The sequence below is a fragment of the Sphingomonas naphthae genome, assembly GCF_028607085.1.
Taxonomy (GTDB): domain Bacteria; phylum Pseudomonadota; class Alphaproteobacteria; order Sphingomonadales; family Sphingomonadaceae; genus Sphingomonas_Q; species Sphingomonas_Q naphthae.
Genome location: NZ_CP117411.1, coordinates 2,963,490 through 2,980,097 on the forward strand (window position 1 = coordinate 2,963,490; position 16,608 = coordinate 2,980,097).

Here is a 16,608-nt window from a genome sequence, read left to right on the forward strand (position 1 = left end):
AAGAAGGAAGCGCCGCCCAAGCCGAACGCTTCCAATCCGTCGACCAAGGGCATCATCAAGCCCTGACGCGCCGCCACACACGAAGGACGACGGATATGACCAAGGCCGAAGAATATGCCGCGCGTGCGGCCGAGAGCCTCGCGGCGGCCGAAGCCGCCACCACCGAGGCCGAGCGGATGCACCATCGCCGCGCCCACAGCATCTTTCGCAAGCTGATCGCGAACCTCGTCGGCGCCGAAGAGCGCGCGGCCGCGCGGGCGCCCAGCAAGCCGATCGCGACCCCTTCGCGCCGCTACTGAGGCGCAGGCTTCAACCCCTATCCCGTTCGTCCCGAACCCTTCGGCTGCCTGCAAGGCAGGCGCTCAGCATAAACTTCCTGCCTGGAGGCAGGAAGTCGAAGGACATGTGGCCAGGCACACCGCTTGGGGCACGTCCCTCGACTTTGCGCGGGACGAACGGCTTGGTGCGGTTGCGGAGTCAATCGACCCGCCCCAAACCCCTTACGCGTCCTTCACCCCGCGATTGGTCGATCGCACCGGCAGCTTGAGCACGTTGGCGCGGCTGCGGACGGCTTCCTGGCTGCGCTCCATCGCCCGCGCGATCTCGGGCAGCAGCGCGCCGCTCGCGATATGCCGGGCCAGCTCGGCGTCGGCCTCGTCCGTCCACGGCTGGTTGTGCCGTTTCCTGTGGCCAAACATGGCAACCTCCTTGTCCATTCTGAAGGACAGGATGCACCATGGGCCGTGAACAAGTTCCGAATGCGCAAAGCAGCTTATGTTAAGGTGATTGGACGGGTAGCCTTGCGCCCCCAGGCTCAGAGCCCCCGCGCGCGCCAGCGTTCGGTGAGCGCGGTCGCCTTTTCGAGATCGGCGGGAAAATCGACCTCGGCCCATTCGTGGCCGACGATCGGCACCGTGCCGACCCGGTCGGTCGGGGCGAGCGTGTCGATCACCTTGAGATACCAGCTCGCCGTGCCCGCCGGCGTGTGCATCGCCCGCTCGACCGCGTCGGTGAAGAGCGCGCGGCCCTCGCCCCGGAAGGCGAGCAGGCCGATCGATTCGGCGTTGGTTTCCTCCGGCGTCAGCGTCTTGCCGATGCGGCGCAGCAGCCCGGCCGCGTCGCGCCACACCTTCATGTCGTCGGCGTCGTAATCCGGCTTTACGTCGATCGTCACGTTGATCGGCGCGTTGGCGCCCGCCAGCACCGTCGCCACCAGATCGGGCGAGACCAGCGTATCCCCGTTGAGCAGCAGGGTATCGCGATCGAAGGCGTGGCGCACCATCCACACCGAACCCAGATTGTCGGCGACATGGTAGAAGGGGTTGAAGAGCGTCTCGACCCCCGGCCGCGCCGCCGCGACGGCGTCGACCAGATCGCTGCGGAAGCCGGTGACGATCGTCACCCGCTCGATCCCGTTGGCTTTCAGCGAATCGATCTGCCATTCGAGCAGGTTGCGCCCCGCGAAATCGATCAGGCATTTCGGGCGATCGGCCGTCAGCGGCAGCAGCCGCGAGCCCTTGCCCGCCGAGAGGATGATGGCACTGGTGATGGTCATGCCGGCCCTACGCCATCTTTCCATGGCCAAATGATGACGCGGCTGGGATAGGCAGGCCCCATGACCGACCGAACCGCCGATCCCGCCGCCCAGTGGACCGCGATCCTCCTCGCCGGGCAGCGCCCCGGCATCGATCCGCTCGCCGCGCATTTCGGCATCGCCGCCAAGGCGCTGGTGCCGATCGCGGGCCGGCCGATGCTGGCGCATGTGCTCGAGACCTTGCTGGCGGTCGACGCGATCGGCCGCATCCTCGTGCTGGCGCAGGATGCCGAGGCGCTGGTCGCGGCGACGGGCATCGCCGATCCCCGCATCGCGACGGCGGCGTCGGGCAAGGGCATCTCCACCTCGATCGCGGCGGTGGCGGGCGGCGAATCGGCGCCATGGCCGCTGTTCGTGACGACGGCCGATCATCCTTTGCTGACGCCCGAGATGATCCGCTTCTTCCTCGCCGCGGCGCCGGGCACCGACGTGAGCGTCGGCGTGGTGGGGCGGCGGACACTGCTGGCCGCCTACCCCGAAAGCCGGCGGACGTGGCTGCGCTTTTCGGACGATGCTTTTACCGGCGCCAACCTCTTCGCGCTCTCCACCCCCGCCGCCGCCAGGGGCCTTGCCGCGTGGAGCGAGGTGGAGCGGGATCGCAAAAAAGCGTGGACGCTGATCCGCCATTTCGGCCTGGGCCTCGCGATTCGCGCCGTCACCCGCACGATCAGCCTGGCTGGCGCGATGGCGCGCGCGGCGAAGGCCTTGGGCTTCACCGCCAGGCCCGTCGCCCTGCCCTTCGCCGAGGCCGCGATCGACGTGGACAAGCCCCTCGACCACACACAGGCCGAAGCGATCCTCGTGGCGCGCCAGTCGGTTGGCTGATCCCCTTTTCACCCCGTTAGTCTGGGGTTAATGTGCCCGGCATCAGTTGCTTGAGCCCGACCCCCGCGGGCTAGAGTGGAGAAACATGACGAAGGGTACGCCTTTCGGATTGGCGACCTGGGCCTCCTTCGGCCGGCATCGGCCCGGCGTGGATGCCGGGCGCCTGCCGCGCATCTGCTTCCTGTTCAACGCACAGCTTCACCAGCTCATGCACGGCATCACCACCGCCGCCGCGCTGGCCGCCAGCGGGCGGGCCGAGGTGCATGTGCTGTGCGCCTCCGATCGCGCGCTCGGCTATGCGCGCGAGGTCGTCGCCCGGCTGGGCGGGGCGCCGATCCAGTTCGCGCTGGCCGGCCCGCGCCCGTTCCACGCACTGGCCCGCGTCAGCGGCCGGGCGACCCCGCCCAAGCTGCTCACCCTCGCGGCGCTCGTGCCCAAGCTCGACCGGTTCGACGCGATCGCCATTCCCGAGCGCACCTCGCTCACCCTGAAGAAGATGGGCGTCACCCGCCCGCGCTTCATCCATCTCGATCATGGTGCGGGCGATCGGGCGATCAGCGCCGATCCGCGCATCGCCCAGTTCGATTTCGTGATGCTGGCCGGCGAGAAGCAGCGCGACCGCTTCCAGCGCGAAGGGCTGATCCGCCCCGGCGGCTCGGCGATCGTCGGCTATCCCAAGTTCGACGCGGCCGATGCGATGCGCGATCCCGCCTGGCGGCCCTTCGCCAACGATCGGCCGACCGTGCTCTACAATCCCCATTTCTCGCAGCTCGGATCGTGGGATGCCTGGGGGCGGCGCATCCTCGACGCCTTCGCGCGGCAGGATCGCTACAATCTGATCTTCGCGCCGCACGTCCGCCTGTTCGACGGGGCGGGGCCGGTGCCCGAATTCGATCGCTATCGCGCGCTGCCGCACATGCGGATCGACCTCGGCTCCGATCGATCGGTCGACATGAGCTATACCGGCATCGCCGACATCTATCTCGGCGACGTGTCCAGCCAGATCTACGAATTCATCCGCACGCCCCGCCCCTGCCTGTTCCTCGATCATCGCGCGCGGGACTGGCGCGGCGACGAGAATTACGGCCATTGGGCGCTGGGGCCGGTGGCGACCGATATCGGCGATCCGATCGGCGCGGTGGATTGCGCGGTGGCGCGTTTCCCGGCCTTCGTGGGCGAACAGCGCCGCCGCTTCGCCGACACGTTCGACCTGACGGCGCACCGCTCTTCCGATCGCGCCGCGCTCGCCATCGCGACCTATCTCGACCGGATCGTGGCGCCACGCACCGAAGCCGCTCCCGCCGCCTTCCAGCCGCTGTCGGCCTGACGCCTCAGGCGCGGGCGCGCTTGTAGGGGTGGAGCCGGCGGAGCGGCGCACCGGCGATCAGCGCGTCGCGCAGCTTCGTGTAATTGGGCGGCTCGGCATCGATCGCCAGCGCGCGATCGATCGCGGGCAGCGCCTCCCCGGCCCGGCCGAGCATTCCCAGCAGCCATGCTTCCCATTCGTGGTTGCGCGCGCGGCCGGGATCAGCGGCGCTGACCTCCCGGGCCAGGGCCAGCGCGCCCTCCAGATCGCCATAGCGCGCGCGGGCGAAACTGTAGGGGCGCAGATAGCCGGGCTGGCGATCCGACAGGCGCGCGACCTCCTCGTGCAACGGCAGCGATTCGGTATAGCGCCTTACCCGATCGAGGCTGGTGGCGAGCACATGGTGGGTGAGCGGGCTCTGTGGCGCCAGCGCCAGCGCCCGCCGGGCGAAGCCCACCGCGCGCCACTTCAGCCAGCGCGGTTGGGCGCGGGCGCGCTCGGCCCAATAAGTCGAGGTGCCGCGCAGCCGTTCGACGACTCCGGCGCGGACGGCATCGCCATCGAACGATCCGTCGAGGATGTCGTGCAGGATCGGCTGGAGCAGCCCCGCCTCCATCAGCGCGAGCCCCACGGGATGCGAACCGAAGGGCAGCGGCAACCGCTCGACCGCGATATCGGCGGCGATGCGATCGACATGGCGCCGATCGATGCTGCGATCGTCATAGGCGATCACCGGCCGCACCGACGAGCGGATCGGCCCGTCGAGTTCCGGCCGGAAGGCAATGGTGCGCCCTTCCTGCAACCAACGTTTCTCGAATGGCGCCTTGGCGGGATCGACCGAATATTGCGGCGACAGCGCCAGCACCGCCGTCGCGGCGATCCGGTCGGCGAAGCGGATCGCGGCATAGGCCCCCATGCTGGAGCCGTAGGCGACGACGCGCGCCGCGCCCGCCACCGCCTGCTTCACCGCCGCCAGCGCCGCCTCGGTCGTGGGATATTGATACCAGTCGTTGCCGCGCGGCATCACATGGATGGCCGCGCGAGCATTGATCGCGAAATGGCGCTCGCCGAAGCCTTCCTTGACGGCATTGCCGTGCCAGTCGCCGTAGCAATCGAACGTGACGGCGACCGCACCCCCCGCCGCGATCTCCCCGACCTGGCGGACGAGGAGATCGTCGGAGCGGAAGAGGATGCGGCCCTCTTCGAACCCGTCGCTCAAATCAGCCGACCGCGCTTTCCACCGGTGCCCGGCCGCGCTTGACCATCAATTTGTTGAGCGCGTTCACATAGGCCCGTGCCGAGGCGACCATCGTATCGTGATGCGCGCCGCGCCCGCGCGTGGTGCGACCGGCTTCGGAGAGCAGCACCGACACTTCGGCCTGCGCGTCCGTGCCGCCGGTCACGGCATGCACCTCATAGCGTTCCAGCGCGGCCGTATCGTGGGGCACGATCTGGCGGATGGCGTTGAACAGCGCGTCGACCGGGCCGTTGCCCTTGGCCGCGACGGTCTTTTCCGCGCCCTCCACATCGAGCGTGAGGATCGCGCGCTGCGGGCCGTTGGAGCCGCAATAGATTTCGACCTCCTTCACCTGGATACGATCGTGCCCGCGCAGCACCTCGTCGTCTACCAGCGCCACGATATCGTCGTCGAACACCTGCTTCTTGGCGTCGGCCAGCGCCTTGAAGCGCACGAAGGCGTCCTGAAAGGCGTTGTCGCCCAGATCGTAGCCCAGTTCCTCCAGCTTGGAGCGGAAGGCGGCGCGGCCCGAATGCTTGCCCATGACGAGGCTCGACTGGTTCACGCCGACGCTCTCGGGCGTCATGATCTCGTAGGTCGAACTGTCCTTGAGCATCCCGTCCTGATGGATGCCGCTCTCGTGCGCGAAGGCGTTGGCGCCGACGATCGCCTTGTTGGGCTGCACCTGGAAGCCGGTGATGCCGGAGACCAGCCGGCTGGCGCGGGTGATCTCGGTCGAGACGATGTTGGTGCGGACCGGCATCACGTCATGGCGCACCTTGATGGCCATGGCGATCTCTTCCACCGCGGCATTGCCGGCGCGCTCGCCGATGCCGTTGATGGTGGATTCTACCTGCCGCGCGCCCCCCATCACCGCCGACAAAGTGTTGGCGACGGCGAGGCCGAGGTCGTTGTGGCAATGGGTCGAGAAGACCGCGAGATCGGCGTTGGGCACGCGGCCGATCATGTCGCGGAACATCGCGCCATAGGTGTCGGGCGTGGCATAGCCGACGGTGTCGGGCAGGTTGATGGTGCGCGCGCCGGCCTTGATCGCGACCTCGATGGCGCGGGCGAGGAAGTCCGGCTCGGAGCGGGTGGCGTCCTCGGCCGACCATTCCACGTCGGGGCAGATGTTGCGCGCGTGGGAGACGCTGCGCTCGATCTGCTCCAGCACCTCCTCGGGGCTCTTGTTCAGCTTCACCCGCATGTGGAGCGGCGAGGTGGCGATGAAGGTGTGGATGCGCGGCGCCACGGCATGGCGCACCGCTTCCCACGCGCGATCGATATCGGCGGTGGCGGCGCGGGCCAGGCTGGCGACGGTGGCGCGCCTGGCGGCGCGGGCCACTTCGCTCACCGCCTCGAAATCGCCCTGGCTGGCGATGGCGAAGCCGGCTTCGATGATATCGACGCCCATCTGCTCCAGCTGGTGGGCGACCTGGAGCTTCTCTTCCAGGTTCATGGAGCAGCCGGGCGACTGCTCGCCGTCGCGCAGGGTGGTGTCGAAGATCAGGATGGTATCGGTCACGGTATTCGTCCCTGTTGCGGGAGTGCCTGTTTGGGGTGATCCTGTCCCTTAGGCGCCGTGGGCTCGAAACGGCCTTTCGACCGCAAGCAGCATCGCGCGCCTAAGGGCGCGTAAGTCGAAGCTGGATAAGGGCGGAGCGCCGCTGCATGGGCGCTCCCGTATCGCAAAGCGGAGGCGGGGTCCAGTGCGACCTTGCCCTACCCCGCCGGCCGCTCATTGCTGTGGGATCAGCGCGTCATCCAGCTCCTCCGCCCGCACATGCGCCGGGCGAACCTTCAGCCGGTCCCAATAGGCTTCGAACGCCGGCCGTTTCTCGATCGATCCGAACATCAGGCCCCAGGCGATCTGCGAGCCGAAATAGACGTCCGCCGCCGTGAAGCTGTCCCCGGCGATATAGGGCGAGGCGGTGACGGCCTGTTCCATCATGTCCATCACGGCGGTGAAGTCGCCATAGCCGACCATGGCCTTCTTGTCGGTCGGCACGGTGAGCCCGAGCGCCTTGTCGGTCACCGCAGCCTCGATCGGGCCGGCGGCGTAGAACAGCCAGCGATAATAGGCACCGCGCTTCCCGGCCGGCGGGGCGAGGCCGGCGGCGGGAAAGGCATCGGCCAGATAGGCGCAGATCGCAGCACCCTCGGTGACGATCGTGCCATCGTGGACGATCACCGGCACCTTGCCCATAGGGTTGATCGCCAGGAATTCCGGCGTCTTCACCCCCGATTTGAAATCGAGGACGTGCGTCTCATAGGGCTCGCCGACCTCTTCCAGCATCCAGCGGATGATGCGGCCCCGCGACATGGGGTTGGTGTAGAAATCGAGGCTCATTTCAGCGTCTCCGCGAAGAAGGCGAGCGTCCGCTGCCACGACAGGTCGGCCGCCGCCTTGTCGTAGCGCGCGCCGCTCGTGTCATTGTGGAAGGCGTGGTTGACGCCCGGATAATCGTAGCGCGTGACCTTGGCGCCGGCCGCCGTCAGCGCGGCGACCCAGGCGGCGGCCCCGGCATTCACCCGCTCGTCGAGCCCGGCGTAATGGAGGACGAGCGGGGCCTTGACCTTCGCGGCCTCGGCGGGGGTCGGCTGGGGGCCGTAATAGGCCACGCCGCCGTCGATGGCGGCGCCGGCCGCCACCGCGACCCGGTTGACCATCGCCCCGCCCCAGCAGAAGCCGACAACGCCGACCTTGCCGTTGCCGCCCTTCCTCGCCTTGAGCCAGGCCGCCGACGCCGCCGCATCGGCCACCGCCGCCGGCAGATCGAGCGCGCCGATCATCTCGCGCGCCTTGTCCTGATCGGCCGGGGTGCCGCCCACCGGCGACAGCAGATCGACCGCCAGCGCGCGATAGCCCGCCACGGCCAGCCGCCGCGCGACATCCTCGACATAAGGCGTGAGGCCACGATTTTCGTGGAAGACGACGACCGAGCCGAGCTTCCCCTTGGCGGGCTTGGGGGTCGCCAGCACGCCCTTCAGCATATGGCCGTTCGCGCCCGGAAAGCTGACCGGCTCGACCGTGATGCGCGGATCGCTCGCCTCGACGATCGCGGCGGCGGCGGGATCGGCCGCGATCGAGGCGGCGAGCGCGGCGGCGGCGGCCGAACCACCCGCCAGCGCGCCCATGTCGCGCATGAAGGCGCGGCGGTCATGATCCACATGGGTGAAGCGATCGTGCAGCGCGATCGCCTTTTGCAGGATATCGTCGGTCATCCGTCTCTCTCCTTTTTATCCAATCCCCCTCCCGCAAGCGGGAGGGGGGCGTGCGCTCACTTCGCCACGCGATATTTCTCGAACCACGCCAGGATCGCCGAGGCTTTCGCAGCCGACTGTGACGGGCGTGCGGCGAGGCCGCCGTGGCTGGCGCCGGGCACCTTCACCAGCGCGGTCGGCACGCCGCGCAGCTGGAGCGCGGTATAATATTGCTCGGATTCGCTCACCGGCGTGCGGTAATCCTCCGATCCCACCACCACCATCGTCGGCGTCTTGACGTTGCCGACCAGGCTCAGCGGCGAGCGCGCCCAATAGCCCTGCGGGTCCTCCCACGGGAACTTCCCGAACCAGTAGCGCGCGAAATAGGGGGTCGAATCCGCCGTCAGCACGAAGCTCGCCCAGTCGATCACCGGTTTCTGCGCCACCGCCCCCTTGAAGCGATCGGTCTTGCCGACGATCCACGTCGTCAGCACGCCGCCGCCCGATCCGCCGGTGACGAACAGATTGTCGGGATCGACCGATCCGCCCGCGATCGCCGCGTCCACCGCCGCCATCAGATCCCCGTAATCGTCGCCGGGATAGGCATGGTGGATGAGGTTGGCGAATTCGGCGCCATAGGAGGTGGAGCCGCGCGGATTGACGTAGAGGACGACATAGCCCGCCGCCGCGTAGAGCTGGTTGTCGGTCGAGAAGACCGGGCCGTAGGCGGAGAACGGCCCGCCATGGATTTCGAGGATCAGCGGATATTTCCTGGCCGGATCGAACGCCGGCGGGGTGACGATCCACGCATCGACCGCCCGGCCATCGGCGGCCTTCACGGCGAGCGGCTTGACCGCGCCCAGCGTCTTGCCGGCGAGCAATTCGCTGTTGAGGCTGGTCAGCCGCTTGGCCGCCCCGCCACGCACCACCGCGACATCGGCCGGGCGCAGCGGCGTGCCGGCGGTGATGGCGACGGTGCCGTCCTTCGCCACCGACCAGTCGCCGCCGGTATAGGGCCGGTCGATCGCGCTGGGGCTGAGCCCTTCGGCGACGGTGCGGATCGATCCGTCGAGCCCGACGCGGGCGACCTTCGTGGCGGCATGATCGTCGTAATCGACATAGATCGACTTGCTGTCGGCGCTCCACGTCGCCGATCCCACGCTGCGATCGAGCGAGGCGGTGAGCGCGCGGCCGCCGCTGCCGTCGCGCGACATCACATAGAGGATGGTCGACTGATAGCCGAGGCGCTTGTCGTCGAAGCCGAGGTAGGCGATCCAGCGGCCGTCGGGCGAGACGGTGGCGCCGCCGTCCGGCCCGCGCCGGTCGGTGATCTGGCGGGTGGTGGCGGTGGCGACATCAACCGCGAAGATCTCGCTGTCGAGCGCCTCGCGCTCCCGATCCGGCCCGCGATTGCTGGTGAACAGGATTTCGCGGCCGTCGGGCGTCCAGCCGAGCGGGCCGTTATCGTCCTGGGCACCGAAGCTCAGCTGGCGCGGGCTGCCGCCATCCGCCGGCACGACGAACAGATGATCGAAACCGGGCTTGGAATAGCCACCCCCGTCGCGGCGATAGACGACCGAGGTGATGACCTCGAGCGGCGCCGCCCAGGTGGCGCCCTCGGGCTTGGGCGGCGCCTTGCCGAACGTCTTGCCCTCGTCGGGCACGTTCAACGTATAGGCGATGGTGCGCCCGTCCGGGCTCCACGCGACCGAGCCGGGCGTGTCGGGCATGGCGGTGATCTTCGCGGCCTGCCCCGTCGCCATCCAGCGCACATAGAGTTGCGCGCCGCCGCCCTCGGCGGTGGAGATATAGGCGAGGCGCTTGCCGTCGGGCGACCAGCGGGGCGACATGTTGGCGCCGGGGCCGGCGGCGATCGGCACCTGCTCGCCGGTCTTCACGTCGATCAGCCAGATGGCCGATCGGGTGCGGTCGGTCATCACGTCGTTGGCGCGGCGGACGTAGGCGATCTTGCTGCCGTCCGGGCTGATCTGGGGATCGGCCGCCGCCTCGATGCCGAAGATGTCGGCGCCGGTGAAGGCGCGGCTCGGCCCGACCGGCCCGGCGGCGGGCGCCGCGATCGACAGGGCCAGAGCGGTGGCGGCAAGCAACGAACGGATCATGCGGATCTCCGGCTGGGGGCGAGCGGAGACTTTCGGGATTCGGCCGGGGTGGCAAGGAGTTTCGTGCGAGGGGCTCGGCACCCTTTGCCGTATCCGTTCGCCCTGAGTAGCCATTGAGCTTGTCGAAATGGCGTATCGAAGGGGCTGCGCGCGCCCTTCGATACGGGCCTTCGACTTCGCTCAGTCCCTACTCAGGGTGAACGGGTTGGTTTTAATTTTTCAGGCCGCGACCGGCGTGCCCTTGGGCAAGCTCGCGATCAGCTGCTCGACCGACGCGAGGCCGTCGGCGCTGGTGACGGCCAAGTCGATCGGGCGGCCGCCGATGCTGTCGTCGTGGGTGTTGAGGAAGGCGATCACCGCTTCGGACTGGCGCAGTTTCTCGAAGGCGAGGGTCGCGGCGCGGCCCTGGCGGGCGGCCTGTTCGGGGGTGAGGCGCTGGTGCGGGGCGGGGCGTTTCTGGAAGGGACGGCTCACTGGGCGATGCCCTCCTTGGCTTGCTTCTCGGCGGCGAGGGTGACGCGCATCGTCTCGCCCTTCACCATGCGCGCGGCCATCTCGCGCCACGCCGCTTCGGACCGGCGGCACCGATCGCGCACGTTTTCGAGCGTGGTGGCCTGCGCTTCGCGCTCGCATTCGGCGGCGCGGGCGAGGTAGAAATCGCTGGTGACCGACATGGACGCTCCTTGGTTCAAACGAGTGATGCGTGGCCGGCCGTATGGCTCAGCGGCGCTGCCGCGCCGGGCCGGGGCCGGCACCGGGGGTGCGTTCGCGATAGATGATGCGGCCCTTGTCGAGATCGTAGGGCGTCATTTCGACCTGGACGCGATCGCCCACGACCGAACGGATGCGGTGCTTGCGCATGCGGCCGGCGGTATAGGCGATGATCCGGTGGTCGTTTTCGAGCAGCACGCGAAAGCGGCCATCGGGCAGGATCTCGTCGATCAGCCCGTCGAAGGTCATGAGTTCTTCCTTGGCCATGCGGTCAGGCGACCTCGACCAAGAAGAATTTGCGAGATATCAGGATCATCTAAACTTCCAACACGCGAGAATATCCGGGCCGGAGGAGCGGCCGGGCCATGATGAAGCGTGAAAGGGAAGCAGGTGCCGGATCGGCATCCATTCCGCCGCAGGCGACGTCAACGGCCTTTTATTTAGGGTTGCATCGCCGATAAGTCAATCAGAACGGCCCGACCGTCCTTGACAATCGCCAGCAATTCGGCCGTGATTCGATCGTAAAAGGCGCAGATCAACGCCATATCGCCCGCCGCGACGACCAGCATGGCGAACGGCGCGCCATCCCCGGCCCGGCCGAGCGCCAGCGCGAAATCGGCGACGAGGCCGGGGCGATGCGCCCGCCCGCCGCAATGGAACAGCGCCGCGCGCACCCGGCCGATCGCGCGCAGCCGGTCGCCATGCAGGCTGGCGGGGCCGAGCAGGGTGGCGAGCTTGTTGGCGGCGTTGGTCTGGCGGACGAAGCCGGCGCGATCCTCCACCGCGCCCGCGAGCGCCGCCACCTCGTCGAGCAGCAGGTTCAGGAAGCGATCCAGTTCGCGCAGGCCGTTGCCGATCACCCGCGCATGGGTGCCGTCGCTCGCCCAGTCGCGGGCCGCGAAGAAGGCCGTGCCGCGCGCGAGCGTGGCATGGGCGCGGTGGAGGGCGGCGGGGGAGCGGAGGGGCGCGGCGGTGGCCGGACGAAGAACGAGCGACGGAGCGTTCATGCTCCGCCGCTCGTGGTTCGCACCGTCGTCGGCACCGTCACACCGCCCGCCCGGCGCGGTCGCCGGGCGGGGCAGCGGATCAGGCCCCGACCTCGTCGGTCTTCTTCTTGCCGCCCTTCTTGGGACGCTTGGGCGCGGCCGAGGTGATCTCGAAGGCGAGCGCGCCGTCCTTCATGTGCACCTTCACCTCGCCGCCATGGACCAGCTTGCCGAACAGCAGTTCCTCGGCCAGCGGCTGCTTGATCTTCTCCTGGATCAGGCGGCCCATGGGCCTCGCACCGTAGAGCTTGTCGTAGCCCTTGGCGGTGAGCCACGTCTTCGACTCGTCGTCGAGCGAGATATGCACCTCGCGGTCGGCGAGCTGGAGTTCGAGCTGGAGGATGAACTTGTCCACCACCCGCGCCACGACGGAGGTTGGCAGGTAGCCGAACGGCACGATCGCATCGAGCCGGTTGCGGAATTCCGGCGTGAACATCTTCTGCACCGCCTGCTCGTCCTCGCCCTCACGGGTGAGCGCGCCGAAGCCGACCGTCTCGCGCGCCATGTCGCTGGCGCCCGCATTGGTCGTCATGATGAGGATGACGTTGCGGAAATCGACCGACTTGCCGTGCTGGTCGGTCAGGCGGCCGTTATCCATCACCTGGAGCAGGATGTTGAACAGGTCCGGGTGGGCCTTCTCGATCTCGTCGAGCAGCAGCACGCAATGCGGATGCTGGTCGACCGCGTCGGTCAGGAGCCCGCCCTGATCGAAGCCGACATAGCCCGGCGGCGCACCGATCAGCCGGCTGACCGAATGGCGCTCCATATATTCGGACATGTCGAAACGCTGGAGCGGAATGCCCATGATGCTGGCCAGCTGGCGCGCCACCTCCGTCTTGCCGACGCCGGTGGGGCCGGTGAAGAGATAGTTGCCGATCGGCTTGTCTGGATCGCGCAAGCCCGCCCGGCTCAGCTTGATCGCCGAGGACAGCAGTTCGATCGCCTTGTCCTGCCCGAACACGACCCGCTTGAGATCGGTCTCGAGGCTGGCGAGCGACTTCTTGTCGTCCGACGACACCGATTTCGGCGGGATGCGCGCCATCGTCGCGATCACCGCCTCGATCTCCTTGGGCGTGATGATCTTCTTGCGCTTGGAGGGCACCACCAGCATCTGCATCGCGCCGACCTCGTCGATCACGTCGATCGCCTTGTCGGGCAGCTTCCTGTCATTGATGTAGCGCGCCGACAGCTCGACCGCCGCCTTGATGGCGTCGGGCGTGTATTTCACGCTGTGATGATCCTCGAACGCCGAACGCAGGCCGGCGAGGATCTTGATCGTATCCTCCACGGTCGGCTCGTTCACGTCGATCTTCTGGAAGCGCCGCAGCAGCGCGCGGTCCTTCTCGAAATGGTTGCGGAATTCCTTGTAGGTGGTCGAGCCGATGCAGCGGATCGTGCCGCCCGACAGCGCGGGCTTCAGCAGGTTCGACGCATCCATCGCGCCGCCGCTGGTGGCGCCGGCACCGATCACCGTGTGAATCTCGTCGATGAACAGCACCGCGTGCGGCAGCTTCTCCAGTTCGTTGACGACCGCCTTCAGACGCTCCTCAAAATCACCGCGATAGCGTGTGCCCGCCAGCAGCGCGCCCATGTCGAGCGAGTAGATGACGGCCGGCAGCAGCACCTCGGGCACATTGCCCTCGACGATCTTGCGCGCCAGCCCCTCGGCGATGGCCGTCTTGCCCACGCCCGGATCGCCCACATAGAGCGGGTTGTTCTTCGAACGGCGGCACAGGATCTGCACCGTGCGATCGACCTCGGCGCCACGGCCGATCAGCGGATCGACCTTGCCCTCCTTGGCCTTCTCGTTGAGGTTGACGGTGAACTGCTTGAGCGCGCTCTCGCCTTTCTTCGTCTCGGGCTTGGCCTGCTTCTCCTCTTCGGAGCCCTTCACGCTCTGCGCCTCCGTCGAATGGCCGGCCTTGCCGACCCCATGGCTGATGAAGCTGACCGCATCGAGGCGGCTCATGTCCTGCTGTTGCAGGAAGAAGACGGCATAGCTCTCGCGTTCGGAGAAGAGCGCGACCAGCACGTTGGCGCCGGTCACCTCCTCGCGGCCGGAGGACTGGACGTGGAGGATGGCGCGCTGGACGACGCGCTGGAAACCGCTGGTCGGCGAGGGATCGGTATCCCCCTCCACCTTCAGCGCATCCAGCTCGGTGTCGAGATAGACGGTCACCGCGTCCTTCAGCTCGCCGACGTCGACGCCGCAGGCGAGCATCACCTTCGACGCATGGTCGTCGCCGATCAGCGCGAGGAGCAGATGCTCCAGCGTCGCATATTCGTGGCGGCGGCTCGACGCGGCTGTGAGCGCATTGTGAAGGGTCTGTTCCAGTTCGCGGGCGAAGGATGGCATGGGACTAAAACTCCTTGGGCCGACGCCGGGGAAGGCGGGGCCGCCACAACAATGTCGGGATCGATTGGCCCGCTATCAAGTCGGGAAATGGAACGATCCCCGGCCGGGGCCCTCGGGTCTGATCCCGCAAGGCGCCGACCACCCTCATCGCCGGAATAGGTTCTCGGCGGTTGCGCGATGGTTAACGGCAGAGGATATCCTGGCGCGGCACCGGCCCACTTCGGCCTCCAGCGCGGCGATGCGCTCTTCCAGCTCCTCCAGCGAAAGCCGGTCGAGATCCTGCGCGAGCAGCGCCACCAGCGGATCGCCGGGGCCCTTTTTCGCGAACAGCTCGTCGAGGTCCATGTGCGGAGGGTTGACCGGCGGGCGTTCCAAGTCAATCGCGAGACTCGCGATTTGCGACGACGGGAGCGAAACTTGGCCGACCTGCCCACGACGATGACGGCGATCGATCCCGAAACCGCGGGAGGCCCGGAGGTGCTGGTGGCGGTGACGCGGCCCGTGCCCGCGCCCGGCCCCGGCGAGGTGCTGATCCGGGTCGCGGCGGCGGGGGTGAACCGGCCGGACGCGATGCAGCGCGCGGGCAAATATCCGCCGCCGCCGGGTGCCCCCTCCATTCCCGGCCTCGAACTGGCGGGCAAGATCGTCGCGCTGGGCGAGGGCGTGGAGACGCTGATCGAGGGGCAGGCCGTCTGCGCGCTCGTCGCGGGCGGGGGCTATGCCGAATATGCCGTGGCGCCCGCAGGGCAATGCCTGCCCGTGCCCGAGGGTCTTTCGCTGATCGAGGCGGCGGCACTGCCCGAAACGCTCTTCACCGTGTGGACCAACCTGTTCCAGCGCGCCTACGCCAGCGAGGGCGACATCGTGCTGGTCCATGGCGGCACCAGCGGCATCGGCACGATGGCGATCCTGCTGGGCAGGCTCTTCGGCCTGACGATCATCGTCACCGCCGGATCGGACGACAAATGCGCCGCCGCGCTCAAGCTGGGGGCGGCCCATGCGATCAACTATCGCGATGCGGACTACGTCGAGGAAGTCGCGCGTATCACCGGCAAGCGCGGCGTGAACGTGGTGCTCGACATGGTCGGCGGCGATTATCTGCCGCGCAACATCCAGTGCCTTGGCGTGGAGGGCCGCCATGTCTCGATCGCCACCCAGCGCGGGGCGAAGGCGGAGATCAACATCATGGCCGTCATGCAGAAGCGCCTCGTGCTGACCGGCTCTACGCTCCGCGCGCGCGACCTCGCCTTCAAGGCGCTGGTGGCCGACGAAATCGCCCAGATGGTGTGGCCGCACGTCGCCGACGGCAGCCTGCGCCCGGTGATCGACGCCACCTTCCCATTGGCCGAGGCGAGCAAGGCCCACGCCCGCCTCGACGCCGGCGAGCATGTCGGCAAGATCGTGCTGACGATTGAGTGACACCCGCCTGACGGCGCAGCCGGCGCACCTCAGCCGGTGGTGGCGGCGAAATCCAGCGTGGCGTCGGAGGTGAGCAGATCGTCGATCGAGCGATCGAAATGGCGGTTCATGGCGCGGCCGGCGCGCTCGGGATCGCGCTCGGCGATGGCGCGGGCGAGCATCTCGTGACGCTCGATCATGGCGCGTTTCTGTTCGGGCGTCGTCCGCGTGCGCCACGCCTGCGGCACGGCGATCTCCATCAGCGGCGCGAAGGATTTGACGATCTCGGTGAACAGCCGGTTGCCCGCCGCCTCGGCGATGGCGTCGTGAAAGGCGATGTCGTGTGCGATCATGCGCGCCGGATGATCGGCATCGATCGCCATGGCGCCGGCCAGCGCGAGGATGGCGGCGGCCTGCGCATCGGTGCGGTTGGCGGCGGCGAGGGCGGCGATGCGCACCTCGACGGTGCGGCGCACGTCCCACACCTCGGCCACGCTGATCTGTTCCGTGGCGACGGCATGATCGACCGACGTGGCCATCACCGCCCCGTCGAGCGCGCCGACCCGCGCGCGGCGGCCGTTGGCGACGTCGATCAGCTTGAGCGCGGCCAGCGCGCCGAACGCCTCGCGGATCACCGCCCGGCTGACGCCCAGCTCGCCCGCGAAATCGCCCTCGCTCGGCAGGGTATCGCCCACCTTCAGGTCGTGCGCCCGGATATGGGCACGCACGGCATCGACGGCCTGCTGGACCAGAGAGCGACTGTCCGCCGCCGCGCGACCGTTCATTCCGTCAACCTATCGGGCTCGGGCCA

18 protein-coding genes are annotated in these 16,608 nt (G+C 68.3%); 4 read left to right on the top strand and 14 right to left on the bottom strand.

Going from position 1 to position 16,608, the window contains the following annotated elements:
- Positions 1 to 95: 95 nt before the first annotated feature.
- Positions 96 to 299 (top strand): hypothetical protein, encoded by a 204-nt coding sequence (locus PQ455_RS14225; RefSeq protein WP_273686753.1) that lies wholly within the window; start codon positions 96 to 98, stop codon positions 297 to 299.
- A gap of 201 nt (positions 300 to 500) precedes the next feature.
- Here the strand turns inward: PQ455_RS14225 and PQ455_RS14230 are convergent, their stop codons facing one another.
- Together PQ455_RS14230 and PQ455_RS14235 are read right to left on the bottom strand one after the other, a co-directional pair.
- Positions 501 to 698 (bottom strand): hypothetical protein, encoded by a 198-nt coding sequence (locus tag PQ455_RS14230; RefSeq protein ID WP_273686754.1) that lies wholly within the window; start codon positions 696 to 698, stop codon positions 501 to 503.
- 116 nt (positions 699 to 814) lie between these two features.
- Positions 815 to 1,555 carry a phosphocholine cytidylyltransferase family protein gene (locus tag PQ455_RS14235; RefSeq protein ID WP_273686755.1) on the bottom strand — a complete coding sequence of 247 codons (741 nt, stop codon included), beginning with the start codon at positions 1,553 to 1,555 and terminating at the stop codon, positions 815 to 817.
- Positions 1,556 to 1,615: 60 nt separating this feature from the next.
- Between PQ455_RS14235 and PQ455_RS14240 the strand changes: the two genes are divergently transcribed.
- Positions 1,616 to 2,419, top strand: coding sequence for a nucleotidyltransferase family protein (locus PQ455_RS14240; protein WP_273686756.1), 804 nt, complete (start codon positions 1,616 to 1,618; stop codon positions 2,417 to 2,419).
- Positions 2,420 to 2,504: 85 nt separating this feature from the next.
- Positions 2,505 to 3,746, top strand: coding sequence for a hypothetical protein (locus tag PQ455_RS14245; RefSeq protein WP_273686757.1), 1,242 nt, complete (start codon positions 2,505 to 2,507; stop codon positions 3,744 to 3,746).
- Between the two features lie 4 nt (positions 3,747 to 3,750).
- On the opposite strand, the gene PQ455_RS14250 is transcribed toward PQ455_RS14245, so the two are convergent.
- From PQ455_RS14250 to PQ455_RS14300, 11 genes are all read right to left on the bottom strand, one after another.
- Positions 3,751 to 4,944 (bottom strand): tetratricopeptide repeat protein, encoded by a 1,194-nt coding sequence (locus PQ455_RS14250; RefSeq protein WP_273686758.1) that lies wholly within the window; start codon positions 4,942 to 4,944, stop codon positions 3,751 to 3,753.
- Position 4,945: 1 nt separating this feature from the next.
- Positions 4,946 to 6,487 carry a 2-isopropylmalate synthase gene (locus PQ455_RS14255; RefSeq protein WP_273686759.1) on the bottom strand — a complete coding sequence of 514 codons (1,542 nt, stop codon included), beginning with the start codon at positions 6,485 to 6,487 and terminating at the stop codon, positions 4,946 to 4,948.
- A 213-nt stretch (positions 6,488 to 6,700) separates the two neighbouring features.
- Complete coding sequence (locus PQ455_RS14260; protein WP_273686760.1) at positions 6,701 to 7,312, bottom strand: glutathione S-transferase family protein; 612 nt, start codon at positions 7,310 to 7,312, stop codon at positions 6,701 to 6,703.
- Complete coding sequence (locus tag PQ455_RS14265) at positions 7,309 to 8,187, bottom strand: dienelactone hydrolase family protein (protein ID WP_273686761.1); 879 nt, start codon at positions 8,185 to 8,187, stop codon at positions 7,309 to 7,311. The genes PQ455_RS14260 and PQ455_RS14265 overlap by 4 nt, the downstream gene beginning before the upstream one ends.
- Before the next feature lie 56 nt (positions 8,188 to 8,243).
- Complete coding sequence (locus PQ455_RS14270; RefSeq protein WP_273686762.1) at positions 8,244 to 10,286, bottom strand: alpha/beta hydrolase family protein; 2,043 nt, start codon at positions 10,284 to 10,286, stop codon at positions 8,244 to 8,246.
- 219 nt (positions 10,287 to 10,505) lie between these two features.
- Positions 10,506 to 10,760 carry a hypothetical protein gene (locus PQ455_RS14275; protein ID WP_273686764.1) on the bottom strand — a complete coding sequence of 85 codons (255 nt, stop codon included), beginning with the start codon at positions 10,758 to 10,760 and terminating at the stop codon, positions 10,506 to 10,508.
- A complete protein-coding gene (locus tag PQ455_RS14280; protein ID WP_273686765.1) occupies positions 10,757 to 10,960 on the bottom strand; it encodes a hypothetical protein in 204 nt (67 codons plus the stop codon). The genes PQ455_RS14275 and PQ455_RS14280 overlap by 4 nt, the downstream gene beginning before the upstream one ends.
- 46 nt (positions 10,961 to 11,006) lie before the next feature.
- Positions 11,007 to 11,264: a translation initiation factor IF-1 gene (gene infA, locus PQ455_RS14285; protein ID WP_273686766.1), complete on the bottom strand. Its 258-nt coding sequence runs from the start codon at positions 11,262 to 11,264 to the stop codon at positions 11,007 to 11,009.
- A gap of 173 nt (positions 11,265 to 11,437) precedes the next feature.
- On the bottom strand, positions 11,438 to 12,004 hold the full coding sequence (locus PQ455_RS14290; protein WP_273686767.1) for a hypothetical protein: 567 nt from the start codon (positions 12,002 to 12,004) through the stop codon (positions 11,438 to 11,440).
- Positions 12,005 to 12,083: 79 nt separating this feature from the next.
- A complete protein-coding gene (gene clpA / locus PQ455_RS14295; RefSeq protein WP_273686768.1) occupies positions 12,084 to 14,399 on the bottom strand; it encodes an ATP-dependent Clp protease ATP-binding subunit ClpA in 2,316 nt (771 codons plus the stop codon).
- A 144-nt stretch (positions 14,400 to 14,543) separates the two neighbouring features.
- Positions 14,544 to 14,744, bottom strand: a complete 201-nt coding sequence (locus PQ455_RS14300; protein ID WP_273686769.1) for a DUF1192 domain-containing protein — start codon at positions 14,742 to 14,744, stop codon at positions 14,544 to 14,546.
- Positions 14,745 to 14,816: 72 nt separating this feature from the next.
- Between PQ455_RS14300 and PQ455_RS14305 the strand changes: the two genes are divergently transcribed.
- Positions 14,817 to 15,818 (top strand): NAD(P)H-quinone oxidoreductase, encoded by a 1,002-nt coding sequence (locus tag PQ455_RS14305; RefSeq protein WP_273686770.1) that lies wholly within the window; start codon positions 14,817 to 14,819, stop codon positions 15,816 to 15,818.
- 29 nt (positions 15,819 to 15,847) lie between these two features.
- On the opposite strand, the gene PQ455_RS14310 is transcribed toward PQ455_RS14305, so the two are convergent.
- Positions 15,848 to 16,582 (bottom strand): FadR/GntR family transcriptional regulator, encoded by a 735-nt coding sequence (locus tag PQ455_RS14310; protein ID WP_273686771.1) that lies wholly within the window; start codon positions 16,580 to 16,582, stop codon positions 15,848 to 15,850.
- Positions 16,583 to 16,608: the final 26 nt, after the last annotated feature.